Genomic DNA, 23,685 nt, shown 5'->3' on the forward strand with positions numbered 1-23,685 from the left:
AGAGACAACATGCGATATAATCGGGCCATGCGTAAAAAAGTGGCCATTATTGCCTTCGACGGCATCACTCCGTTCCACCTGTCCGTGCCTTGCCTGGTATTCGGCGGCCCGCATGCCGAGCATTTGTACGAGGTGACGGTATGCGCAGCAGAAAAAGGTCCGATGCGCACCACCGCTGGCTTTGAAATCTCGACCAGCAAGAGCCTGCGCGCCCTGGACAAAGCGGATATCGTCATCATGCCGACCTGGCACGACGACTGCCGGCCCTCGCCGCCAGCGCTATTGCAGGCTCTGAAGAAGGCCCACGCGCGCGGTTCAACCATCGTTGGCTTGTGCCTTGGCGCCTTTCCAGTGGCGGAAGCGGGCCTGCTTGATGGCCGCACCGTCACCACGCACTGGGCCTTTGCCGGCAAGTTGGCGGAACGCTGCCCGCTGGTGAAGGTCGATGACGAAGTGTTATATGTGGACGAGGGCGACGTGCTGACGTCGGCCGGCGCGGCGGCCAGCCTGGATTGCTCGCTCTACCTGCTGCGCAAGCTGCAGGGCGCGGACTACGCGAACATGGTGGCGCGCCGCCTGCTGGTGGCGCCGCACCGCGAAGGAGGGCAAGCGCAGTTCATCAACCGCCCGCTGCCGGTTACCGCCAGCGACAGCCGCCTGGCGCAGGTGCTGGACTGGGTGCAGCATCGCCTGGCCGAAGAACACAGCCTGGATGCGCTGGCGGAACGGGCGGCCATGAGCCGCCGCAATTTCACGCGCCATTTCCGGCAAGCCACCGGAACCTCGTTCAAGCAATGGCTGCTGACCCAGCGCCTGGCCCACGCCCAGCGCATGCTGGAAACCAGCGACGCTTCGATCGAAGCGGTGGCGCAGGCGGCAGGTTTTGGCAGCGCGCTATCGTTAAGGCAGCACTTCCGCGCTGCCTTCCATAGCTCGCCGTCGGCCTACCGCAAGCTATTTGACGCCTGACATGTCCGGCAGGGTATGCGCGATGCCCTTGTGGCAGTCGATGCAGGTCTTCTCGCCGCTGGCCAGCTGCGTCGAGTGGGCGTCCACCGCGCGCTTGCTCTGGCGGGTGAAGTCCATCGAATCGAACTGGTGGCAGTTGCGGCATTCGAGCGAGTTGTTGGCCTTCATCCGCCGCCACTCGTTGCCGGCAAGCTGGATGCGGTGCGCTTCGAATTTTTCGCGGGTGTCGATGGTGCCGAACACCTTGCCCCACACCTCCTTGGATGCCTGCATCTTGCGGGCGATCTTGCTGGTCCACTCGTGAGGCACGTGGCAGTCGGAACACTTGGCGCGTACCCCGGTGCGGTTGGAGAAGTGAATGGTGCGCTGCAGCTCTGGATAGACGTTGTCGCGCATCTCATGACAACCGGTACAGAATTTTTCCGTATTGGTGGCTTCCATGGCGGTGTTGAAGCCGCCCCAGAACACCACGCCAGCCACGAAGGAACCGATCACCAGGAAACCCAGGCTAAGGTGCATGCTTGGGCGGCGCAGGACGTTCCAATAGTTTTTAATCAGCCTGAACATGGCGTTACCCTCTATTTATGCTTGGCCGGCGTTGCCGGCGTGGCTGGGTTCAGCATCGTGTCGACGTCCTTGAACTGGTTGGGCACCAGCGGCTCAAGGTTCGCTTGCGGCACGTGGCATTGCAGGCAGAAATAGCGCCGCGGCGAAAGCTCGGCGAGGAAATTGCCATCGCGGTTCTGGAAGTGCGTCACGCTGATCATCGGCGCCTGGCTTTCCTGGGTGCGGGTGCGGGCGTGGCACATCATGCAGCGGTTGGCGCTTTTATCGGTCTGGTAGCCCTCGATCTTGTGCGGAATGACCGGTGGCTGCATGGAGTAGTTGCGCACGCGCCGGATATCGCTGTTGTCGGGATTGACCATCGGCGCCGGCTTGGTGGTTTCGGCCAACGGCGTCGGGCCGCGCATATTATCGAGGGCGCGCGGCGCCGGCACCTGGGCCAGGACGGACAGCGGCAGAAGAAGAGCAAGAAGGAATGCGAATTTTTTCATGGCCATGGCTCCTAGACCTTGCGGATGCTGACTGCGCACTTCTTGTAGTCAGTCTGCAAAGAGATTGGGCAGGTAGCGTCCAGCGTCACCTTGTTCACAAGCTGGCTGGCGTCGAAGAATGGGATGAATACCAGCCCGCGTGGCGGGCGGTTGCGTCCGCGCGTCTCCACGCGGGTCTGGATCATGCCGCGCCGCGACTTGACCTCGATTAGGTCGCCGCGCCGCGCACCGAGCGCCTTGGCGTCGTCAGGATGCATGAAGCAGACTGCATTCGGCACGGCGCGATAGAGCTCCGGCACGCGGCGCGTCATGGTGCCGGTGTGCCAGTGCTCCAGCATGCGTCCGGTGGACAGCCAGAACGGGTATTCCTTGTCCGGCGATTCGGCCGGTTTCTCGTAAGGCAGCGCAAAGATCACAGCCTTGCCGTCCGGGTGGCCATAGAAGCGAACGTCTTCGCCCTTCTTGACGTAAGGGTCCAGGCCTTCGCGGTAGCGCCAGCGGGTCTCCTTGCCGTCGACCACAGGCCAGCGCAGGCCGCGTGCCTGGTGGTACATGTCGAACGGCGCCAGGTCGTGCCCGTGGCCGCGGCCGAAGCTCGCATATTCCTCGAACAGGCCTTTCTGCGGATAGAAGCCAAAGGCCTTGGCTTCATCGTTCTGGTAGCCGGCTTCGATTTGCGAGGCAGGATATTTGTCGACCTGGCCGTTGCGGTACAGGACATCGAACAGGGTCTTGCCCTTGTAGGCCGGCATGGCGGCCAGCAGCGGCGCCGGCCATACCTCTTCCATCTTGAACCGCTTGGAGAATTCCATCAGCTGCCACAGGTCGGAACGTGCTTCGCCCGGCGCGCTCACCAGCTGGTGCCAGAACTGGGTGCGGCGTTCCGCGTTGCCGTAGGCGCCTTCCTTCTCCACCCACATGGCGGTCGGCAGGATCACGTCGGCCGCGGTGGTGCTGGCGGTCGGGTAGGGGTCGGAAACGACGACAAAGGCGTCCGGATTGCGCCAGCCCGGCAGGATTTCGCCCATGATGTTCGGGCCGGCCTGCATATTGTTGTTGCACATGACCCAGTAGGCATTCAGCTTGCCGTCCTTGAGCATGCGGCTTTGCAGGACCGCGTGGAAGCCTGGCTTTTCGGGGATGGTCCCCGGCGGCAGCTTCCAGATCTTTTCTGCGATCTCGCGGTGCTTGGGATTAGCCACCAGCATGTCGGCTGGCAGGCGATGCGAGAAGGTGCCGACTTCGCGTGCCGTGCCGCAGGCGGAAGGCTGTCCGGTCAGCGAGAACGGGCTGTTGCCTGGCGAGGAGATTTTACCGGTCAGCAGGTGGATGTTGTACAGCAGGTTGCTGCACCAGGTGCCGCGCGTGTGCTGGTTGAAGCCCATGGTGAAGAAGGAGGTCACCTTGGTCTTTGGATCGGCATACAGTTCGGCCAGGCGTTCCAGGCGGTCGCGCGGCACGCCGCTCAGCTTGGAGACGGATTCAACGTCATAGGCGCTGACGAACTTGGCGTATTCTTCGAACGTGCTTGGCTTGCCGCCGCCGACATCGCCGGCGTTGGTGGCGGCCTTCTGTAGCGGGTTGTCGGGGCGCAGGCCGTAGCCGATGTCCTTGTTGCCCATCACGAAGCGCGTATGCTTGTTGACGAAGTCCTTGTTGACGCGATTATTCTTGATGATGTAGTTCGCGATGTAGTTCAGGATCGCCAGGTCGGTCTGCGGCGTGAAGACGATAGGCTGGTCGGCCAGCTCAAAGCTGCGGTGCTCGTAGGTCGACAGCACCGCCACTTTCACGTGCGGGTTCGACAGGCGGCGGTCGGTAATGCGGGTCCACAATATGGGGTGCATTTCCGCCATGTTGGAGCCCCACAGCACGAAGGCGTCGGCGGCTTCGATGTCGTCGTAGCAGCCCATCGGCTCGTCCATGCCGAAGGTGCGCATGAAGCCCGCCACGGCGGACGCCATGCAGTGGCGCGCGTTGGGGTCCAGGTTGTTGGTGCGGAAGCCGGCCTTCATCAGCTTGGAGGCCGCGTAGCCTTCCCAGATGGTCCATTGGCCGGAACCGAACATGCCTACGGCGGTCGGTCCTTTCTCGTTCAGCACTTTCTTGAACTGTTTTGCCATTTCATCGAAGGCGGCATTCCACGACACTGGCTGGAACTCGCCGTCCTTGGCGTACTTGCCGTTCTTCATGCGCATCAGGGGCTGGGTCAGGCGGTCGGCGCCGTACATGATCTTCGACAGGAAGTAGCCCTTGACGCAGTTGACGCCGCGATTGACTTCGGCGTTGATGTCGCCATGTGTCGCTACCACGCGTCCGTCCTTGACGCCGACGTTGACGCCGCAGCCCACGCCGCAGAAGCGGCAGGGCGCCTTGCTCCATTTGAGCTGCGTCTTGGCGGCGTCGGTGACGACGTTGGAGGCGGCGGCAGGCAGCTGGATGCCGGCGGTGGCGGCTGCCGTCATCGCGGCAGTCTGTGTGATGAAATCACGGCGAGTCTGTTTCATTGTAATTCCTCGTCCATTGAGTTGGCGGGTTCGGCATGCTGGTAAACCAGGGCGACGTTGAGGACGCCGGGCAGGGCCCGGATGGCATCCATTACGTCGAGTGTTCGGGGTGCGCTTTCCGCTTCCAGCGTGACGATCAGTCGACCGTCCGCTTCAGCGGCGTGCACGATGCAGCGGGGCAGGATGGCTAGCTGGGCACGCACTTCCGCCACTTGTGCGGGCGTGACGTGGACGATGACGCCGGCGATGTGGATTTCGGCGGCCATGGTCATGCACCTGGCAGGCGGCCGGTGAGCATTTGGTACATCCACACGATGAATCCATAGCCGCCTACCGTTGCTACCGCGAGGATCGGGGCCAGGACCACCGTCATGAACAGGAAGACCTTCAATTCTTGCGCCTTGCTGGCGACGGGTTCTTTGTTTTCCATTTGCTCACCATTTTACGGAGAAAGGTGCTTCATAAAATTAGCGCAGGTTAAGCGCTTTGCCTGATGTAAAACTATTTCGCTGGCGGGCGGACGGCGAGTTCAATTGCCAATCCGCTGGCGCCAGGCCTGACCGGACCGGTTTGGCCTTCAAGGTCGCCTGCCTGCGGCGTAGCGCTGCCGCTGGCGGAGATTCTTGCCCCCACGATCAACGGCCCCGCCTCGGCCAGGCGCGTCCCTGCTGCCAGCGCGTTGCTGTCGTCCAGCACAAACTGCAGCGGAAAATCTCCGGCAGGCCGCTTGATTGCCGCCAGCGGCATCGGCGATCCATTGGCGGAGCGGGCAAAGATGAACAGCACCTGGCCCGGGGCCGGCGCAGTGCTTCCGGGCGCAAGGCGAACCGTTCCGGAGAGGCGCGCCGGTAACCCTGGTGTTGGCGCGTCGATTGCGGCGGCAGGGATACCCTGGCGCGCACGCGCCTCGGCGATGCCGGCATGCGTCGAGCGGGCGAATTCGGAATCCTCTGGCACCAGGGGCAGGACGGCCTGCCATTGTTTTTCTGCGCGAGCGAAGTCGCCGCGGGCGAAGGCTGCACTGCCGGAGAGGGCAAGCGCTTTAGGTTGCTGCGGGTCGATGGCGAGCGAGCGCTCGATCAGCCGTTCAGGCTCGCCGGCCAATGCGCCGCCCTGCGCAGTAGCCAGGGCATCAGCGTAGTCGGCCAGCAGGCCTGCATCCTGCGGCAGTAGCGTGGCAAGGTGGCCATAGGCCTTGGCTGCATCCGCATAGCGGTTCATGGCGCTGTAGGAGCGCGCCAGCATGTGCCAGCCGTCGATGTCCTGTGGTTGCGTGCGAAGTCGCTCGGCAAGGCGCTCAACCATGGCCGGAATGTCTTCCTCCGACGGCCCGTGGTCGGTTGGCGTGGCGGCAGCGGCCAGCAGCTCGGGCGGCATGGTGAGCGCGTCGGGACGGCCAACCTGCATGTAAATGGCGACTGCCGCTGCCGGCAGCAGCACCGTGAGCGCCAGCGCCATGCGCGTTTGCGGTTGCTGGCCGCCCGGTGAGCCGGGAGCGTGCGCTTCGCCGGCGCTGCGGCGCATCAGCGGCGGCACGACACAGGCCAGTGCGATGGCGGACATGATGCCGACGATGGCGATGAACATGCTCATTGCTTTGCCTTCCAGAATCCACGCAGCGTCAGGAAACCGGCTGCGAGCAGCAGCATGGGGCCGAACCAGAGCAGGGCGGTGCTTGCGTTCAGCGGCGGCTCGTACAAAACGAAGTCGCCATAGCGCTGTACCATGAAGTCCACCACCTGCTGCTCGCTGCGGCCTTGGGCCAGTTGCTGGTGGATCTGCTGGCGCAAGTCCAGTGCCAGCGGGGCGTGGGAATCGGCCAGGCTCTGGTTCTGGCAAACCAGGCAGCGCAGTTCTTCGGCGAGCGCCATGGTGCGCGCGTCAAGCGTGGCGGCGGTGACGTCAGCCATGGGCCAGCTCCTTCACCTTGCGGGCAACGCGTTCGCGCGCTTCCGGCAACGACAGCGGGCCGATATGCTTCATGCGGATGATCCCGTGGCGGTCGATCACGAAAGTCTCCGGCACGCCGTACACGCCGAAGTCGATGCCGATGCGGCCATCGTGGTCGAAGGCGATCTGGCGATAGGGGTTGCCGTTGTTTTGCAGCCAGCGCAGGGCATCGTCGCGCTGGTCCTTGTAGTTCAAGCCGATCACCGGCGCGTCAACGGCGCGCGACAGGTCCAGCAGGTCCTTGTGTTCGATGCGGCAGCCTTCGCACCAGGACGCCCAGACGTTCAGCACCCACACGCGCCCCTGCATCTTGGCGGGAGACACCGTGTCGGCAGGGTTGTCCAGCATCTGCGCCGAGAACTGCGGCACCGGCTTGCCGATCAGGGGCGACGGCAGCTCGCGTGGATTGCGCTGCAGGCCGATGCCGAGGAAGGCAAGCAGCACAGCGAACAGGCCAATGGGAAGAATGAAGCGTTTCATTGGGGCTCCGGCAGCAAGGAGGCGGCCAGCGCAGGCGCGGCTGCGGTATCGGGCATGGCACACTGCGACTGGCGCGCGCTGCGGTAGCGGCGGTCCGACGCGGCCAGCAGGCCGCCGATGGCGAACAGCACGCAGCCGCCCCAGATCCAGCCGACAAAAGGCTTGAGCTGGATGCGCAGCAGCCAGCGGCCGTCGCCGGCCGAGTCGCCAAGCGATACGTACAAATCGCGCAGCAGGCCGCGGTCGATGGCGGCTTCGGTCATGGTGTCCTGCGCCACGGTATAGCGGCGCTGCTCCGGTTGAAGCAGGGCTACCGCCTGTCCCTGGTGCGCGACCGTCACGCTGGCGCGCAAGGCAGTGTAGTTCGGCCCTCGTTTGTTTTCCAGCTTTTGCAGGGTGAAGCTGTATTCGCCGAGCGACGCCTGCTGGCCCGGCGCCAGTACCACGTCCTGCACCAGCTCGTGGCCCTTGACCATGGTGACGCCGATCACGAACACGCCCAGTCCGGCATGAGCGGCCATCATCCCCCACCATGAGCGCGGCTGGCGCGCCAGCTTGCGCCGTTGCTGGATCACTTGCCAGGCGGTGCCAAGCAAGACCCAGGCAGCCAGCAGCAGGCCGAGCGAAGACATGAGAGATCCCCGTACCAGCAATGCCGCGCCGAGGCCAATGCCAAGCGCCATGGCGGCCGGCCAGCGCAGGCGGCGCGCCAACTGGGCCACCGTACCGTTGCGCCAGCCGGCGAACGGGCCAGCCGCGACAAGCAGCAGCACCGGCAACATCATCGGCACGAAGACTTTTTCAAAGTACGGCGGCCCGACGGAGATTTTGCCTGCGCCGAGGGCATCCAGCACCAGCGGGTACAGAGTGCCAAGCAACACGGTGCCGGTTGCAGCCAGCATGACGACGTTCTGCAACAGCAGCAGCGACTCGCGCGACATCGGAGAGAAAACGGTACGCTGGCGCAGGCGTGGCGCGCGCCATGCATACAGCAGCAGCGAGCCGCCGACCACTACGGCCAGGTAGGCCAGGATGAAGGCGCCGCGGCGCGGATCGGTGGCAAAGGCGTGCACCGACGTCAGCACGCCAGAGCGCACCAGGAAAGTGCCCAACAGCGACAGGGAGAAAGCCAGGATCGCCAGCAGCGCGGTCCAACTGCGGAAGGTGCCGCGCTTTTCCGTCACGATCAGCGAGTGCAGCAGCGCCGTGCCGACCAGCCATGGCATGAAGGAGGCGTTTTCCACCGCGTCCCAGAACCACCAGCCGCCCCAGCCCAATTCGTAATAGGCCCAGAAGCTGCCCATTGCGATGCCGAGAGTCAGGAAGCTCCACGCGGCCAGCGCCCACGGCCGCGACCAGCGCGCCCACGACGCATCGAGCCGGCCGCCCAGCAGAGCGGCGATGGCGAACGCGAAGGTCACCGAGAAGCCGACGTAACCCATATACAGCAAGGGCGGGTGCGCGATCATGCCTGCATCCTGCAGCAGCGGATTCAGGTCGTTGCCATCCGGCGCGGCAGGCAGCATCCGCAGGAAGGGATTGGACGTCAGGATCAGGAACAGCAGGAAGCCCACGGCCACCAGGCCAAGCACGCCCACCAGGCGCGCCTGCACCTCGCGCGGCAGCTGCCGCGACAGGCTGGCGGCGGCAAAGGTCCACGCGGAAAGCAGCCAGGTCCACAGCAGCAGCGAACCTTCGTGGCCGCCCCAGGCCGCGCTCAGGCGGTATTGCCAGGGCAGCAGGGTATTGGAATGCTGGGCCACGTAGCGCAGCGAGAAGTCGTTGGCGTACAGGGCGTAGAACAGGCAGCCGAAAGCCAGCGTGCTGAAAATGAACTGCCCCGCGGCGGCCGGACGCGCCAATGCCATCCAGCGCACATCACCGCGCCGGGCTCCGGCCAGCGGCAGGATGCCCTGAACGGCGGCCAGCAGCAAGGCAAGGACCAATGCGAAGTTGCCTGCCTCCGCGATCATGGCATGCCTTTCAGGGAAGCGGGCGCGCGGCCCTGTTCCAGCGCGTGCGCGGCTTCCTTCGGCATGTAGTTTTCATCGTGCTTGGCCAGTACTTCCTGCGCCAGGAACAGCGCGCCCTGGCCAAGGCGGCCCTGCGCCACGGCGCCTTTGCCTTCCTTGAACAGGTCGGGCAGGGTTCCCTTGTAATGCACCGGCACCTTCTGCACATTGTCGGTGATGACGAAACTGACGGTCAGGCCGTCATCCAGCCGCCGCACGCTGCCTTGTTCCACCAGGCCGCCGATGCGGAAGATGCCGTTGCGCGGCGCGGCCCCGGCTACCACCTGCGAGGGCGTGAAGAAGAACACCAGGTTGTCGCGGAAGGCGGACAGCACCAGCGTTGCCGCGATGCCGCAGGCCGCCAGGCTGGCGCCGATCAGGGCGAGGCGTTGGTGGCGCGGCTTCATGCTGCACCTTCGTCATCGTGATTGGTGACGGAGGCCCGGGCCTCGCGTTCGCGTCGGCCGAGCGCCCATATCTCCAGCATCATCAGGCCGAAAACCACGCTGAAAGAACCCCACACATAGCGGCCATAGCCGCCCATGGCGAGGAAGTCCTGCAAGCTGTTCCAGTTCATTTCGTCCTCCGGCGCAGCCAGGCAGCGCTGCCGTGCCGTTCCAGCACGATGCAGCGTGCGCGGCGCAGCGCGACTGCAATCCCGTAGCACCAGAACGCCGCCACCATCAGCAGCATGGCCGCCAGCATGGCCGGCGCCATGCTTGGTGCCTTGCCAAGGGTGACGGATGGTCCCTGGTGCAGGGTGTTCCACCAGTAAACCGAGAAATAGATGATCGGGATGTTCACTGCACCCACCAGGGCCAGCACCGCCGCAGCGCGGTCGGCGCGGCGCGGATCGGCGATCGAAGCGTGCAAGCCCATGTAGCCCAAGTAGAGAAACAGCAGGATCAGCTCCGAGGTCAGGCGCGCATCCCAAACCCACCAGGCGCCCCAGGTCGGCTTGCCCCACAGGGCGCCGGTCCATAAGGCGAGAAAAGTGAACAGGGCGCCGGTCGGCGCCAGCGCGCTGGCCATGATCGACGAGACGCCGGTGCGGTAGGCCAGGCCGAAACCGGCCCATCCCGCCATCGCCATATAAACCAGCATCGACATCCATGCCGCCGGTACGTGGACGAAGATGATGCGGTAGGCGTCGCCTTGCTGGAAGTCGGTCGGCGCAACTAGCAATCCAATAGCCAAGCCGGCCAGTGCGGTCAGCACTCCGAGTGCCGTGAACCAGGGGATGAGCCGTCCGGCCAGATCGTAGAAGTTGCGCGGGGACGCGAAAGTGAATACAGTGAGGCGACGCCGGGCGCCGTTTGCGGTGGAATAATACGGTTGATTCATATGATGAACTCCGTCCTACTCGTGTGCAATCCGCAGCGCTGCGGCAGTGGCCCAGGGAGCGGCTGCCAGCGACCCCGCCAGCAGGGCCCCCAACAACATCAGGTGGGGCGCACTGCCGGTACCGTCGCTGGCGGCTACAACCGAGGAGCTACCAAGAATTAGTAAGGGAATATACAGGGGCATCAATATCAGTGCAACCAGTACGCTGCCGCCGCGCGCGCCAAGCGCCAGGCCTGCGCCGATGCTGCCAAGGAGGCTCAGCACCGGCGTGCCAAGCAGAAGGCCGAGCCACAGCACTGCCATTGGTTCGGCGTCGAGGCCGTATTGCAGGGCGACCAGCGGCGCCAGTACCAGTAAGGGCAGGCCCGACGTCAGCCAGTGCGCCAGCACCTTCGCCAGCACCAGGATTTCAAGTGGCTGCGGCGACAGCAGCAACTGCTCCAGCGAGCCGTCCGCATGGTCGTCGGCGAACAGCCGCTGCAGGCCAAGCAGGGAGGCCAGCAAGGCCGCCACCCACACAATGCCGGGGGCGACGCTGTGCAGCAGTTTGCTGTCCGGTCCGATCGCCAGCGGGAACAGCGTGGTCGTGACAAGGAAGAAGGCCAGCGGCATCAAGGCGTCGCTACGCCGGCGCATGGCCAGCAGCAGGTCGCGTTGCATCAGCTGGCGAGCAGCTTTCAGCATGGTGCGCCCAGCTGCAATTGGCGTGCGCCCGGCAGGTCCGGGTCCTGGTGCGTGGTCAGGACCAGCATGCCGCCGCGCGCGCAATGCGCCTGCAGGACCTGCCCGACTTGTGCCGCGGAGTCCTGGTCCAGCGCCGCCAGCGGTTCATCGAGGATCCACAAGGGGCGAGCAGGCGACAGTAGCAGCCGGGCAAGGGCAACGCGCTTGCGCTGGCCTTGCGAGAGCAGGCGCACTGCGCGCTGGGCCTCGGCCCGCAGCCCGATTTCATCCAGGGCCCGCATGGCGTCTTCACGGCTGCACCGCTCGCCCGGCAGGCCGCCCAGCGCCAGGTTTTCCCACGCCAGCAGGTCAGGCTTCAAGCCGTCTGCATGCCCGATGTGGAGCAACTGGGAGTGGTATTGGGCACGCGCGGCGAGAATAGGCTTGCCCTGCCAATGCACGGCGCCGCGGTCGGGCAGGGCGAGCCCGCACAGGGAGCGCAGGAGAGTAGTCTTGCCGCTGCCATTACGGCCCTGCACCCATAGCGCTTCGCCGGCTTGCAGCGAAAAGCTGACGCCAGCGAACAGGGTGCTGCGGCCGCGACGGCATGTTAGCTGTTGACAGGTCAATCCCATGAATCCCCTCATCGAAGTGGCCATCATCCTATCACCCGTATGTTCGCTTGCCAGGGCCAAATTGGCAAATCTATAATCTAGATCATGTATGCCCGAAATTTTCTGCGCTTCCTGGTTTTTTCCCAGTTTGCTGTATCCATCCCATTGTTTGCCGCCGAAAGCGAGGAGCCCAAGCGCCGCAGCATCGCCGCGCATGTGGCGCCGCAAGCGCTTGCGCTGCAGCTTGACGGCCGCCTTGACGATGCGGCCTGGGAACTGGCGCCGGTCAATACGCGCTTCTACCAGTTCCAGCCGGAAGATGGCCGAGACGCGCCGGAACACGTGCGCACCACGGTGCGTGTACTGGTCGACCGGGATGCGCTGGTCTTCGGCATCCGCGCCTGGAATGGCGACCCGAAAACCCTGAACGGCACGCTGGCGCGGCGCGACAAGGTTGACCGCGACCAGGACTTCATCGGCATCTGGATCGACCCGAGTGGCCATGGCCGCTCGGCGCAATTCGTTCGCGTCAACGTGGCTGGCGTCATGAGCGACGGCATTTACCGCGCCGACGAAGACGAAGAAGACCTGGGCCCCGACTACCCGGTCGAAAGCGCAGTCCACCTGCTGCCCGACGGCTATACCATGGAAGTACGCTGGCCGCTATCTAGCCTGCGCTTCCCGTATGGCGAAGGCAAGCCGTGGCGCCTGATGGTGGAGCGCAGCGTGCCGCACGAAGACAATATGCTGCTGCTAAGCGCGCCGCTGAAGAAAGAGTCGCTGCATTTCATCGCCGAGATGGAGGAAATCGAAGGCATGGCTCAAGTACTGCCGACGGTGCAGGACCGGGCTTTTTGGGAGTTCCGCCCCGAACTCACGCAGCGCTTCAATCGCGGCTACGGCCAACGCAGCAGCGAGACCAGCCTGGGCATGGATATCAGCGCCCGTCCACGCGCGGACTGGGTCTTTAACGCCACCCTGAATCCCGACTTCTCGCAGGTCGAGATCGACGCGCCCACCAGCAACGGCACCAACCGCATTGCCCTGAGCCTGCCGGAGAAGCGCGGCTTCTTCCTCGAAAGCGCGGACGTGCTGGGCATGCGGCTGCCGGCGTTCTACTCGCGCACCGTGGCCGATCCCCGCTGGGGCCTGCGTGCAACCTGGCGCGGCGCCGACGCCGACGCCACAGCCCTGGCGCTGGATGACCGTGCCGGCGGCGTCGTGATGCGCGGCAGCCCTTACGAAACGCAGGAGCACGTCAGCGCCGGCGACAGCAAGGCGATGCTGCTGCGCGCACGCGGCCATGGCGGGCAGGCCGTGGCTGGCGCCTTCCTGTCCGACCGCGACTACGGTGCCGGTGCACGCAACACCGTGCTGGGTACCGACGGCCAATGGCGGGCACCGGCAAACGGCGACGGCCACATCCAGCTTGCGTGGACCGCCATGGCCTCGCGCACTACCGCGCGATTCGATAGCGAAGGCCGTGCGCTTGCCAGCGAAGCGCGCAACAGCGGCTATGGCTACGGCAGGCTGAATTACAGTTCCGACGACTGGCTGAATGTCGCACAGCTGGAAGTTATCGGCACAAACTTCGCCAACGATAACGGTTTCGTGCCGCAGGCGGGGATCATCAAAGGCGACGTTGAGATCAACCGTCGTACCGGCGCGCGCGACCTGGCGCTGTTCGAGGCTTACGAAACGGAGCTGCACCTCGGCCTGCACGAAATCCGGACGCTGTCGCATGAAACGGTGCAGCGCTGGGTGCGCCCCGGCATCTGGTTCTACGCTGGTCGCCAGACCCGCTACTGGGCCGACCTGGGCTTCGACCGCCAGCGCGGGCGCGGCGGTGCAAAGTTGCACAAGACGCCCGCGGCGCATATGGGCATCGAAAGCACGCCTTCTTCATGGTTCGTCAAGCTGAAGGGTGAACTGACGCTGGGCCGCCAGCTCGACGTGGAAGCGGACCAGGTAGGCAAGGGCGGCAGCCTGGAACTGGAAGCGAACCTGCGCTTTCCGCTGCCCGGCAACTGGAGCCTGGAGTCCGACCATCGCTGGAACCGTTCCTGGGTCAAGCACCGCAGCCTGCAGGATTTCAGCGACAACGGTTGGCGCTGGGTCGGCACCCTGCACGCCACGCCGCGCGATGCCCTGCGCATGATCGTGCAGAACACTTCGTCAGGGCGGCAGGACGTGGCGCCGCAGCTGCTGGAGCCATGGAGCGAACGATACCGCCATCGTTCGCTGCTGTACAAGCGCACCACGCGTCACGACCGCATCGTCTCCGTTGGCGCCACGACGGACGCCAATGGCGCCTTGCCGGGTTCCAGCAAGGGCCTGACGCTCAAGGTCCAGTGGGGGATTTGAGGCTTAGAAGCTGCGGGTCAGGCTGACCGACAGGGTGCGGCCGCGACCGGCGAAGTACGAGGAAGAGTCCTTGTAGCTGACCGCAGTTTGCGCGGTGTAGTTGACGTTGACCGACTGCGGGTAGTAGCCAACGTACTGGCGGTTGGCCAGGTTCTCGATGCCTACGCCCAGCTTGCCCCAAGGGGAATCGTAGCTGCTGGCCAGGTCCAGCAGGGTGTAGCCGTTGAAGTGCTCTTCCAGGTCAGTGGTGTTCACCTTGCGGCCGATATTGATGTCGCGGTCGAACAGGGTGGTTGCCTGCAGGCGCAGGTTCGCCTTCGGCATGAACTGCCAGTTCGTGCCGGCCACCAGCTTGCCTGGGCCTTGCGAGCGGGCGCCCAGTTCCACGTCCATCGGTGCGCCGGCGGTTGTGGCGGTCTTGCCCATGGTGCGAGCGAAGGAGCCGAAGGCCGACAGGGTCTTCGTTGCACGCAGTTCGCCGGAAATCTCCCAGCCGCGCACAGTGGTCGGTACGCGGTCCAGTTGGCCGATGCCGGCGGAATTGACGCGCAATGCGGTGCCGAGCTTGGAGCGCGAGTCGTAGACCGATGCACCCAGGCTGCCCATGGCGCCACGCCAGTTCACGCCGATTTCGTTGTTGCGCGTGATGACAGGCTGCATGTCGAACAACTGGTCCACCGACTGGCCGGGCTTGTTCACGGCGCGCAGCACCAGGCCCACGTCCGGCAATCCAAAGCCTTCGGCACTGGAGACGAAGGCCGACCAGTTCTGGTTGAAACGCCACACGGCGCCGATATTCTTCACGTTCTTGGTGAACGAGCGCTGGCCGCCTTGCACTAGGCGGCTCTTGTAGGCGGCCAGGGTGGTATAGGTATCGACGTCCAGCTTCGCGTCTTCATGGCGGATGCCGCCGCGCACGGTCAGCGGGCCGATTTCATATTCAAGCTGGGTGAACGGGGCGAGGGAAGTGAAGTCCAGGGTCGGCACCCAGGTGCGGCCGGTGCCGGCCAGCCATTGTTTGGTGCGGTCGCGCAGGTAGTCCAGGCCGGCCGTGAATTCCAGGCCCTTGACCAGTGTGTCCGGGCGCACGTAGGTCAGCTTGGCGCCGTACTTGTCGGCCACCACTTCAGACTGGTCGTACATTTTGCCGTTCGAGTCGAACGTTTTCCCGCGCGGGTCGATCGTCGGGTCCTGGAAAGTGGCCGTGGTGGTTGCGCCGTACAGCGAAGCGAAGTCCTGCTTGAAGACTTGCGCGCTGAAGCTGCCGCCAAGCAGGTTGTTGTGGCGGTATTCCAGGCTGCTTGTTTCGACCTTGTTGCGCGGCGGCGCCAGGGCTGGCCTGCCTGGCCTGGAACTGGTTGGCGTGCCGGTAGCGAAGTTGGCATCGACCGGCGAGTAATCGCCGTCGCCTTCCATACGGAAGCGGTTGACGGTGAGCTGCAGGCGCTGGTCGCCGAAGTTCTTGCCGATCTTGAAGAACAGGTCGGTGCCTTGGGAATCCATGGTATCGCCTTGCACCGCTTCGATGCCCAGCGGACGGCCCTTGCCGTCGTAGCCCAGGCCGCGCTGCTGGATGCTGCCGAAGGCAAGCAGGTCGAAATCGCCCGATTTGTGCTGCAGGGTGTAGCCGGTCTTCCAATCCAGGCTGTCGTGGCGCAGCTGGGAAGCCATGCGCACATTGATCGACTGCGTGGTGCCGTCCGCTTTCGGCGACTTGGTGATGTAGTTGATGATGCCGCCGGTAGCGCCCATGCCCTGCATGGCGGAGGCGCCGTTGATCACCTCCACGCGCTCGATGATGGCGGTATCGGCCACATAGCCTTCGCGCATGCCGCCGCGCAGCGGGTTGGTTTGCGGTACGCCGTCCAGCAGGATCAGGGCGTTGCGGCCACGCAGCGATTCGCCGGTGGAGCTCATCTTCTGGCGGCTCGGGGCGTAGCCGGGGATGTAGGTGGCCAGCGCGGCGGAGGGATCGTCGGCCAGCAGGTATTGCGTTTCCAGCTCGCGCGGCGAAATCACGGTGACCGCGCCGGGGATCTTGTCCACGCTCTTGCTGTTGCGGGTTGCCGTAACGACCACTTCCTTCATCGGCTCCCCGGCACTTTGTGCGAATGCTGCGCTCCCGGAGAGGGCGAGGCAGGCCAGTGCTACGGCACGAGTGAGGGGATTCAGCGCGGTCATACAGTGACTCCTAAACAGAAAGATACAAAAGAAAGCAGCAATGATAATCATTCTCATTTATAATTTCAAACACTTTATTGCTGACATAAAAAATGCTGACCGGTTTGCTGCGTGCGCGGCTGCGCGATATCCATCTGTATGTGTCCCTGGTTTTCGGGGCGATCTTCGTCATTGCCGGCCTGACCGGGGTGGTGATCGCCTGGACACATGAACTGGATGGGGCGCTGAATCCGGGCCTGCTGCACTCGCGCGGCGCCGAGGGCAAGGCCGATGCCGCGCCATCGCCGGCCCACGCGCAGGCCGCAGTCGACCGCCTGGCCGAGGCGCCTGGATATGGCAAGCCGACCATGCTGATGCTGCCGTATGAGGCCGACGACGTGTACGTGGCCTGGTACCGCAAACCGAACAAGGACAAGGGCAGCTTCGATACCGATGTTTCGCGCCAGGTCATGCTGGACCGCTACACGCTGGACATTCTCGGGGAGCGCAATTACGGCGAATTCGGCCTGTCGCGCGAGCTGCTGATGCCGACCCTGTTCCTCCTGCATCGCTATATGTTTGCCGGCGACGTCGGCAAGACGGTGATCGGCATCGCCGGCTTGCTGCTGACGATTACCTCGCTGCTGGGCTTTGCTCTCTGGTGGCCGAAGCACACGCTGGCCAGCCTGCGCAAGGCGCTGGCTGTGCGCGGCGCCGTCACCTCGCGCCAGTTCAATTACAGCTTCCACCGTTCGGCAGGCTTTTTCATGACCCCGGTGCTGGCCGTGCTGGGCTTTACCGGCCTGGCGATGAATTTGCCGGACTGGGTGCGCCCGGTGGTCGGCGCAGTGGCTACGCTGGAGCACAACGGCAAGGTGGCCAATGGCCCGGACCAGGGCCGCAAGCCGATCAATGTCGCGGCTGCGATGGAGGTTGCCCAGCAGCGCGTGCCGAAGGGCCGCCTGTCGCGCGTGTCGCTCGGTTCGGCCAAGGCGCCTTATGAAATCCGCCTGCGCCAGCCCGGCGAGATCCGCGAGGGCGACGGCAGTACCCGGGTCAGCGTGGATGCCTTCAGCGGCGCGGTGCTGCGCGTGCGCGATCCACTGAATGCAGCATCGGGCGATACCTTCATGAACTGGCAATTCCCCCTGCATACCGGCGAGGCCTTCGGCATGGCGGGCCGGGTGCTGGTGTCCTTCAGCGGCCTGGCACCGCTAGCCTTCATGGTCACCGGCCTGGTGTTATGGCTGGGCCGCCGCGCGATGCATCGCAAAGCGCGTGCCGTCGCTGCAAAAGCTAGCATAAAAGAAGCTAAAAAAGTTGCCAAACGGTCACAAATGCATCACACTGAAAGCTGTGAAAATGTGTGAGATTTTGTGGTCGTGGCACGATGGATGCGCTGAACCTTAATCCAGCGGTATTGCTGGAGATCATCAACTTACAAACCGATATTGCACGCCGGGGCCTGGACCTTGGGGGCGTGATGCACCTGGTCTGCCAGCGTGCCGGCGCCCTGTGCGGCGCGACAGCCGCCGTGGTGGAACTGGCCGAGGGCAACGACATGGTGTACCGCGCCGCCGCCGGCGTCGCCGAAGGTGCGCTCGGCTTGCGGCTGAAACGCGAAGGCAGCCTGTCCGGCCTGTGCGTGGCGCAGGACCGGATCCTGCAATGCGACGATTCCGAAACCGACCCCCGCGTCGACCGCGCCGCCTGCCGCAAGGTCGGCCTGCGTTCGATGCTGGTGGTGCCCTTGCGCCACGAAGGCGAGAGCGTCGGCGTGCTCAAGGTCGGCGCGCCGCACGTCAATGCCTTCGATGCTTACCAGGCGCAGATCCTCGGCCTGCTGTCGGAACTGATCGGCGCCGCCATCTACCATGCCGTGCAATACGAGTCGAGCGACCTGTATTACCGCGCTACGCACGACGCGCTGACCAGCCTTGCGAACCGCGCCCTGTTTTACGACCGCCTGCGCCAGCAACTCGCCCAAGCCGGGCGCGCTGCCAGCAGCGTGGCGGTGGTCAACATCGACATGGATGGCCTGAAGGCGATCAACGACAACCTGGGCCATCGTGCCGGCGATGCCGCCATTCGCCAGGTGGCCGAACGCATTTCGCGCGAGCTGCGGCAGGAAGACCTGGCGGCGCGCCTGGGCGGCGACGAATTCGGCATCATCCTGTGCGGCGTGCGCGACCGCGATGGCGTCGGCAACAAGTGCAACAGCATCACCACCGCGATCGGCGCGCCGTTTGAATTTGAAGGCCGCGCCTTGCGCCTGGGCGCCAGCATCGGCTACGCCATCAGCCCGGAAGACGGGCAGGATATGGACCGGCTGATGGAGCTGGCCGACCAGGCCATGTACCGCGTCAAGCACGCACGCAAGGCTGTTGCAGCGTAGTATCGTTTGGAGCTACTCCGCATAGCCTGATAGTATTGTTTGCATCTCCCCAAACAATAAGAAAGCGAGGGTGTGATGAAACGCTGCTTCTGGTTGGCGGCCTTGCTGCCGCACGCGGTCATGGCGCAGGAAGCACCAGCGCCAGCGCCTACACTTGCCACTACCGTTACTTTTGCCAGCCAATATGTCTCACGCGGCATCCGGCAAACGTGGGACAAGCCGGCGTTGCAAATTGGCGTCGATTATGTCCATCCCAGCGGCTTGGTCGCCGGCACCTGGGCCTCGAATGTCAGCGACAAGTTTATTGAAAATGCAAAGATCGAATGGGATCTGTACGCCGGCTATTCGGTTACCAGGGGCGATATCGGCTACAGCCTGATCCTGTATGAGTACCTGTATCCGGGCGCCAAGGTCAGCGCCACCGATACCACCTTCAACTACACCGAGTTGTCGCTGGGCCTGACGTATAAGTCTGCCTACGTCAAATACAACTACACGGTCAGCCCGCATTTCTTCGGCATCACGCACGGGCGCGGCACGCGCTACCTCGATATCGGCCTGAATCAGGACCTCGGCAACGGCTATACGCTCAACCTGCATGCGGGCGATGCGCGCGTCGGCGGAGCCGGCAACGACATCTGGGACTGGCGCGATGCCAAGGCCGGGGTGACCAAGGCGCTGGAAGGGGGCTGGTCGGTTGCTGCCGCCGTCACGCGCGGCTGGGGCGCCACCAATGTATACCGGGAATACACCAGCGGCGTGCCCGATGCCAATGGCCACCTGGCCTTTTCGAACACGGAGAAAGCCACCTTTGTCCTGACTGTCGCCAAGACCTTCTGAGGAGCGTCGCATGTTGTCGAACCTCTCACTGAATGCCAAGATCAATATCACGGCTACGGCGCTGGTGGTGCTCAGCCTGGCCATTACCGCCGCAGTGACCGGGTACGAGGCCAGCCGCACGGCCGAACGCGATGCGATGAACCTGGCGCGCACCCAGGCCGCAGCGGCTGCGTCGGCCCTGCAGTCGCGCATCGTCCGCAACCTGGCGACCGTCATCCAGCTTGGCGCTACCCAGCGTGCCACGCGCGGCGCAAACCTGCCGCTGTCGCGTGAACAAACCGGTGAGATTACCAAGACCGTGGTGCTCGGTTCGGAAGACTTGATTGGCGCCGCCGTCACCTGGGAACCGAATGCGCTGGACAGCAAGGATGCCGAATACGCCGACAAGAAGCCTGAATTCGACGCCAGCGGGCGCTACATGCCTTACTACACCAAGGCGGCGGGCGGCGGCACCAATGTGGAGCCGATCGTGTTCGATCCCAAGCCGGGGGCCAACGACTGGTACGACATACCGAAGCGTACCGGCAAGGTGTTCTTCACCGAACCGTATTCCTATCCGGTGAACGGCAAGGATGTGCTGATGGCGTCATTGGTGGCCCCGATCATGATCGGCGGCGAATTCCGCGGCACAGCCAGCGCCGACTTCATGCTGACGCGATTGGGTGAAATCCTCAAAGGCCTGAAGTCGATCGAAGGCGGGCGCCTGGCGCTGGTGTCGAACGGCGGCCTGTATGCCAGCAGTCCCAGCGAAGCCTTGATCGGCAAGGCCGCCTCCGACATCCCGAAGGAAGGCCTGGAAGCGATCCGTACCGGCCAGCCTTATGAGTACACCGACAAGGGTGACATGGTGCACCTGATTCAACCGTTGACGCTGCACCCCGATATCGCGCCGTGGGCGGTGAAGATGAGCTTCCCGCATGCGGTGGCAACTGCGCCGGCGCGCGAACTGCTGAAATACACGTTGCTGGTTTCCCTGGTCTGCGCAGTGGCAATGGGGCTTATCCTGGTGACCGTGCTGTTCCGGCTGATGCGGCCTGTGCGGGAGCTGGCCGACGCGATGACTGGCCTTGCCAGCGGCAATGCCGACCTGCGTGCGCGGCTGGAGGTGCGCGGCAACGATGAGCTGGCCGTCATTGGCACCGGCTTCAATACTTTCGTGGCCAAGATCCATTCGGTGCTGGCGCGGGTGCGAGAATCGTCGGAGAGCGTGGCCACGGCCAGCACTGAAATCCGGCAGGGCAATACCGACCTGTCCTCACGCACTGAGCAGCAAGCCAGTGCGCTGGAGGAGACTGCCGCCACGATGGAACAGTTGACCAGCACCGTGCGCCAGAACGCGGACAATGCGCACCAGGCCAACCAGCTCGCTGCGCAGGCATCCGAGGTGGCTATGCGGGGCGGCCAGGTGGTGTCGCAGGTGGTCGACACCATGGCCTCGATCAACAACTCCTCGCGCAAGGTGGTGGACATCATTTCCGTGATCGACGGCATCGCGTTCCAGACCAATATCCTGGCCCTCAACGCGGCGGTGGAGGCGGCGCGCGCCGGCGAGCAGGGGCGCGGCTTTGCAGTGGTGGCCAGCGAGGTGCGCAACCTGGCCCAGCGCAGCGCTGCCGCGGCGAAGGAGATCAAGGAACTGATCGGCAGCTCGGTGGGCGAAGTGGAGGCGGGCAGTGCGCTGGTAGCGCAAGCCGGCACCACGATGGACGAAGTGGTGGCCAGCGTGCGGCGCGTCAGCGAAATTGTGCACGAGATCAGCGCGGCCAGCGGTGAGCAGAGCACCGGCATCGGCCAGGTCAACCAGGCCATCAGCCAGATGGATGGGGTGACGCAGCAAAACGCCGCCCTGGTCGAGCAGGCTGCCGCCGCGGCGGAAAGCTTGCAGCAGCAGGCGGCAACGCTGGTGGCCCTGGTCGGCGAGTTCCGCATGGAGCAAGCTGTGCGCGCCCCAAGCCCCGTGAGTGCTAGTCTGGCCCTTTCCGAAAGGAGGCCATCATGACCCAGCAACAGTACCAGAGCTGCATCGAAGCCTGCAATGATTGCGCCGCTGCCTGCGACCACTGCGCCGCCAGCTGCCTGCAGGAGCAGGACGTGGCCAGCCTGGCCCATTGCATTGCCACCGATATCGATTGCGCACAGGTGTGCCGCGTATGCGTCGGCCTGATGCAGCGCGGCAGCAAGCTGGCGTCAAGCCTGTGCGAAGCCTGTGCCGATATATGCGACGCCTGTGCCGACGAGTGCGAACAGCACACGCACGAGCATTGCAAGGATTGCGCAATCGCCTGCCGCCGCTGCGCCAGCGAGTGCCGCAGCATGTCCGGCATGGCGCAATCGCAGGTGCGGCCGGCGTCGATCCCGTCGCCGCATTGATCAGAAGCGGCTGGACGGCCAGCTCTTCTTCTCGCCCTTGTCGGCCTTGGCAGGCGCTGCAAAATCGCGCACCGACAGGATGCGCTCGGCGCCGACAGTATTGACGGCAAAGCCGTTGCGGCCGGCGGCCTTGACGCAATACAGGGCCTGGTCGGCGGCCAGCATCACCTTGTCGACGTCGGCCGGCAGCTCGGTGGTGAGGGCGATGCCGATGCTGGCGGTGACGTTCAGCGGCCGGCCGTTGACCACGAACGGTGCCTGCATGGCCGCTACGATTTTCTGCCCCAGCAGGTTGACGTCGTGGCCGGCCTCCAGATGTTCGAACACGATCACGAATTCATCGCCGGCGATGCGCGCCACGGTATCGGTGCTGCGCACGGCATTGCGCAGGCGATCGGCAAACTGCACCAGCACGGCGTCGCCGGCCTGGTGGCCGAAGTTATCGTTGATGCCCTTGAAATAGTCGATGTCGAGCACGGCCAGGCCGATCTGCTGGCCGGCGCGAATGGCGCGCTTCAGCGCCTGCGGGAAGAATTCATCGAACATGCGGCGGTTGTGCGCGCCCGTCAGCGGATCGGTAGTGGCCAGGCGCTGCAGGTTACGCTCGGCCATCTGCTGCTGGCGCGCAACCTGGTAAAAGGCGCGGCTCAGGTGGCCGAATTCATCGGGCTTGCCGGAGTTGAATTGTTCGATATCGATGGTGCCGCGGCCGAAGGCACGCACCTGGCCATACAGCTTGTACAGGGGCGACAGCAGGGCGCGCATCAGCAGCCATGCCGCCAGACCAGCCACCAGGGCCACCACCGAGGCGGCCAGCAGGGCGCGCCAGCGCAGGCTGGCCATGGAGGCGAAAGCATCGCGGACAGGAAAGGAGACGGCAATCGTCCAGTCAGCCTTCTTCAGGCGCTTGTGCGCCAGCAGCACCGGCCTGCCGTCATCGACGGCGTCCTCCCGCCAGCCATCCGCATCGGCCAGCACGACCTGGCCAAGCGTGCCCGGCCCGGCCGCCTGGGTCAGCACGCGGCTCTGGTCGGGATGGTAGAGCATTGTGCCGTCCGCGGTCAGGATGAACAGATAGCCTTCGGCCTTGCCGCGCAGGGCGTTCAACTGGCCGGCAAAGGCAGGGCGCTGCAGGTCGATGGTCCCCACCAGAACGTAGTCGATATTGCCATCGCGGCGGAACACCGGTTGCGTGATTGCCAGCACCGGCCGGCCGGACAGCACGCTGCGGAACGGCGCCGAGACGATGCCTTCCTGGGCCGCGATGGTGTCGCGGAAGTACTGGCGGTTTTTGCTATTGAGTTTGCCAATCATGCGGCGGTCCTGCAGGTTGGCCACCAGCTTGCCGTCGGGATCGTAGGCCGTGACGTTGAAGAACTCGTCGCGCAGCGCCCCGCGCAACTCGAGCTGCGCCTGAACCTTGGCCGGCGCGATTGGCTCGGCCTGCAAGCTCTCAGCCAGCACCCGCAAAACTTGCTGTTTGGAAGTTATGTCGCGGTCGAGGTAGGCAGCGGCACTCGACAGCATGGACATCTCCTGCGCGGCGATCACCTTGCGCATCTCATGCTCCGCCACCAGCAAGGAAACGCCGGCAACCAGGGCAGTGGCGACCATGACCATCAGCACCAGCAGGGCTGAAATCTTGAACTTGAACGTCTGGATTCTGGGAATTTGGCGCACAACCATCTCCTGATAGGAGAACATGCCAGGCGAGGGTTTGGCCAGTAGGAAACGTTGCGCGAGTGTAAGGCGCAGGCGAAGTATAAATCAAATGCGACCGTCCCAGCTACCGCACCGCAGGCCCCGTTGTCACAAGGCAACTCAACAGTAGCAAGCCAAAAGTCGGGGTCAGGTCTGGCAATCCGCCATTCTCTGAACGCTCGTGCGCTTTTTGTCCGCTTTTTTGTCCGATTGCCAGACCTGACCCCGACTTTCATATGTTAACATCGCGGGCTTGACAGA

General features: G+C 64.3%; 23 protein-coding genes. 7 read left to right on the forward strand and 16 right to left on the reverse strand.

All coding sequences use genetic code 11. The features are described from left to right. Positions 1 to 9: 9 nt before the first annotated feature. Positions 10 to 969: a GlxA family transcriptional regulator gene (locus ACN9M3_RS14110; protein ID WP_426171612.1), complete on the forward strand. Its 960-nt coding sequence runs from the start codon at positions 10 to 12 to the stop codon at positions 967 to 969. On the opposite strand, the gene ACN9M3_RS14115 is transcribed toward ACN9M3_RS14110, so the two are convergent. The 14 genes from ACN9M3_RS14115 to ccmA form a co-directional block, all read right to left on the reverse strand. Continuing rightward, complete coding sequence (locus ACN9M3_RS14115; RefSeq protein ID WP_426323236.1) at positions 955 to 1,536, reverse strand: cytochrome c3 family protein; 582 nt, start codon at positions 1,534 to 1,536, stop codon at positions 955 to 957. The genes ACN9M3_RS14110 and ACN9M3_RS14115 overlap by 15 nt on opposite strands. 11 nt (positions 1,537 to 1,547) lie before the next feature. Continuing rightward, a complete protein-coding gene (locus ACN9M3_RS14120) occupies positions 1,548 to 2,030 on the reverse strand; it encodes a nitrate reductase cytochrome c-type subunit (protein ID WP_426171616.1) in 483 nt (160 codons plus the stop codon). A gap of 5 nt (positions 2,031 to 2,035) precedes the next feature. Next, positions 2,036 to 4,531: a nitrate reductase catalytic subunit NapA gene (napA, locus tag ACN9M3_RS14125; protein ID WP_426323238.1), complete on the reverse strand. Its 2,496-nt coding sequence runs from the start codon at positions 4,529 to 4,531 to the stop codon at positions 2,036 to 2,038. Beyond that, on the reverse strand, positions 4,528 to 4,797 hold the full coding sequence (locus ACN9M3_RS14130; protein WP_426323240.1) for a chaperone NapD: 270 nt from the start codon (positions 4,795 to 4,797) through the stop codon (positions 4,528 to 4,530). The genes napA and ACN9M3_RS14130 overlap by 4 nt, the downstream gene beginning before the upstream one ends. A gap of 2 nt (positions 4,798 to 4,799) precedes the next feature. Then, positions 4,800 to 4,961 (reverse strand): periplasmic nitrate reductase, NapE protein, encoded by a 162-nt coding sequence (napE, locus tag ACN9M3_RS14135; RefSeq protein WP_426171621.1) that lies wholly within the window; start codon positions 4,959 to 4,961, stop codon positions 4,800 to 4,802. A 71-nt stretch (positions 4,962 to 5,032) separates the two neighbouring features. Next, positions 5,033 to 6,124, reverse strand: a complete 1,092-nt coding sequence (locus tag ACN9M3_RS14140; protein ID WP_426323242.1) for a tetratricopeptide repeat protein — start codon at positions 6,122 to 6,124, stop codon at positions 5,033 to 5,035. Beyond that, positions 6,121 to 6,441: a cytochrome c-type biogenesis protein gene (locus ACN9M3_RS14145; RefSeq protein WP_426323244.1), complete on the reverse strand. Its 321-nt coding sequence runs from the start codon at positions 6,439 to 6,441 to the stop codon at positions 6,121 to 6,123. The genes ACN9M3_RS14140 and ACN9M3_RS14145 overlap by 4 nt, the downstream gene beginning before the upstream one ends. Continuing rightward, entirely contained in the window at positions 6,434 to 6,961 is a 528-nt protein-coding gene (locus ACN9M3_RS14150) for a DsbE family thiol:disulfide interchange protein (protein ID WP_426323246.1), read from the reverse strand. Before ACN9M3_RS14150 ends, ACN9M3_RS14145 begins: the two co-directional genes overlap by 8 nt. After that, entirely contained in the window at positions 6,958 to 8,934 is a 1,977-nt protein-coding gene (locus ACN9M3_RS14155) for a heme lyase CcmF/NrfE family subunit (RefSeq protein ID WP_426323248.1), read from the reverse strand. The genes ACN9M3_RS14150 and ACN9M3_RS14155 overlap by 4 nt, the downstream gene beginning before the upstream one ends. Further along, positions 8,931 to 9,380: a cytochrome c maturation protein CcmE gene (gene ccmE, locus ACN9M3_RS14160; RefSeq protein ID WP_426171630.1), complete on the reverse strand. Its 450-nt coding sequence runs from the start codon at positions 9,378 to 9,380 to the stop codon at positions 8,931 to 8,933. Before ccmE ends, ACN9M3_RS14155 begins: the two co-directional genes overlap by 4 nt. After that, positions 9,377 to 9,550, reverse strand: a complete 174-nt coding sequence (ccmD, locus tag ACN9M3_RS14165; RefSeq protein WP_426171632.1) for a heme exporter protein CcmD — start codon at positions 9,548 to 9,550, stop codon at positions 9,377 to 9,379. Before ccmD ends, ccmE begins: the two co-directional genes overlap by 4 nt. Beyond that, positions 9,547 to 10,317 carry a heme ABC transporter permease CcmC gene (gene ccmC, locus ACN9M3_RS14170; RefSeq protein WP_426171634.1) on the reverse strand — a complete coding sequence of 257 codons (771 nt, stop codon included), beginning with the start codon at positions 10,315 to 10,317 and terminating at the stop codon, positions 9,547 to 9,549. Before ccmC ends, ccmD begins: the two co-directional genes overlap by 4 nt. A gap of 15 nt (positions 10,318 to 10,332) precedes the next feature. Next, a complete protein-coding gene (ccmB, locus tag ACN9M3_RS14175; RefSeq protein ID WP_426171636.1) occupies positions 10,333 to 11,001 on the reverse strand; it encodes a heme exporter protein CcmB in 669 nt (222 codons plus the stop codon). Next, positions 10,995 to 11,615: a cytochrome c biogenesis heme-transporting ATPase CcmA gene (ccmA, locus tag ACN9M3_RS14180; protein WP_426171638.1), complete on the reverse strand. Its 621-nt coding sequence runs from the start codon at positions 11,613 to 11,615 to the stop codon at positions 10,995 to 10,997. Before ccmA ends, ccmB begins: the two co-directional genes overlap by 7 nt. Before the next feature lie 84 nt (positions 11,616 to 11,699). Here ccmA and ACN9M3_RS14185 point away from each other — a divergent pair, with 84 nt between their 5' ends. After that, positions 11,700 to 13,958 (forward strand): carbohydrate binding family 9 domain-containing protein, encoded by a 2,259-nt coding sequence (locus ACN9M3_RS14185; protein ID WP_426323252.1) that lies wholly within the window; start codon positions 11,700 to 11,702, stop codon positions 13,956 to 13,958. A gap of 3 nt (positions 13,959 to 13,961) precedes the next feature. Here the strand turns inward: ACN9M3_RS14185 and ACN9M3_RS14190 are convergent, their stop codons facing one another. After that, positions 13,962 to 16,139 carry a TonB-dependent receptor gene (locus ACN9M3_RS14190; protein ID WP_426323254.1) on the reverse strand — a complete coding sequence of 726 codons (2,178 nt, stop codon included), beginning with the start codon at positions 16,137 to 16,139 and terminating at the stop codon, positions 13,962 to 13,964. A 92-nt stretch (positions 16,140 to 16,231) separates the two neighbouring features. On the opposite strand from ACN9M3_RS14190, the gene ACN9M3_RS14195 reads away from it, so the two are divergent. The 5 genes from ACN9M3_RS14195 (at position 16,232) to ACN9M3_RS14215 (ending at position 21,723) form a co-directional block, all read left to right on the forward strand. After that, positions 16,232 to 17,488 (forward strand): PepSY-associated TM helix domain-containing protein, encoded by a 1,257-nt coding sequence (locus ACN9M3_RS14195; RefSeq protein ID WP_426323256.1) that lies wholly within the window; start codon positions 16,232 to 16,234, stop codon positions 17,486 to 17,488. 20 nt (positions 17,489 to 17,508) lie between these two features. Continuing rightward, the gene (locus ACN9M3_RS14200; RefSeq protein ID WP_426171646.1) at positions 17,509 to 18,513 is read left to right on the forward strand and encodes a diguanylate cyclase domain-containing protein; all 1,005 of its coding nucleotides are present in this window, start codon (positions 17,509 to 17,511) and stop codon (positions 18,511 to 18,513) included. 75 nt (positions 18,514 to 18,588) lie between these two features. Continuing rightward, a complete protein-coding gene (locus ACN9M3_RS14205) occupies positions 18,589 to 19,353 on the forward strand; it encodes a TorF family putative porin (RefSeq protein ID WP_426323259.1) in 765 nt (254 codons plus the stop codon). Between the two features lie 10 nt (positions 19,354 to 19,363). Further along, on the forward strand, positions 19,364 to 21,352 hold the full coding sequence (locus ACN9M3_RS14210; RefSeq protein ID WP_426323261.1) for a methyl-accepting chemotaxis protein: 1,989 nt from the start codon (positions 19,364 to 19,366) through the stop codon (positions 21,350 to 21,352). Then, positions 21,349 to 21,723: a four-helix bundle copper-binding protein gene (locus ACN9M3_RS14215; RefSeq protein WP_426171651.1), complete on the forward strand. Its 375-nt coding sequence runs from the start codon at positions 21,349 to 21,351 to the stop codon at positions 21,721 to 21,723. The genes ACN9M3_RS14210 and ACN9M3_RS14215 overlap by 4 nt, the downstream gene beginning before the upstream one ends. On the opposite strand, the gene ACN9M3_RS14220 is transcribed toward ACN9M3_RS14215, so the two are convergent. Then, complete coding sequence (locus tag ACN9M3_RS14220) at positions 21,724 to 23,403, reverse strand: diguanylate cyclase domain-containing protein (protein WP_426171653.1); 1,680 nt, start codon at positions 23,401 to 23,403, stop codon at positions 21,724 to 21,726. Between the last annotated feature and the right edge of the window lie 282 nt (positions 23,404 to 23,685).

This window comes from Pseudoduganella sp. R-43, from assembly GCF_049913255.1.
In the GTDB taxonomy this organism is placed as follows: Bacteria; Pseudomonadota; Gammaproteobacteria; order Burkholderiales; family Burkholderiaceae_D; genus Rugamonas.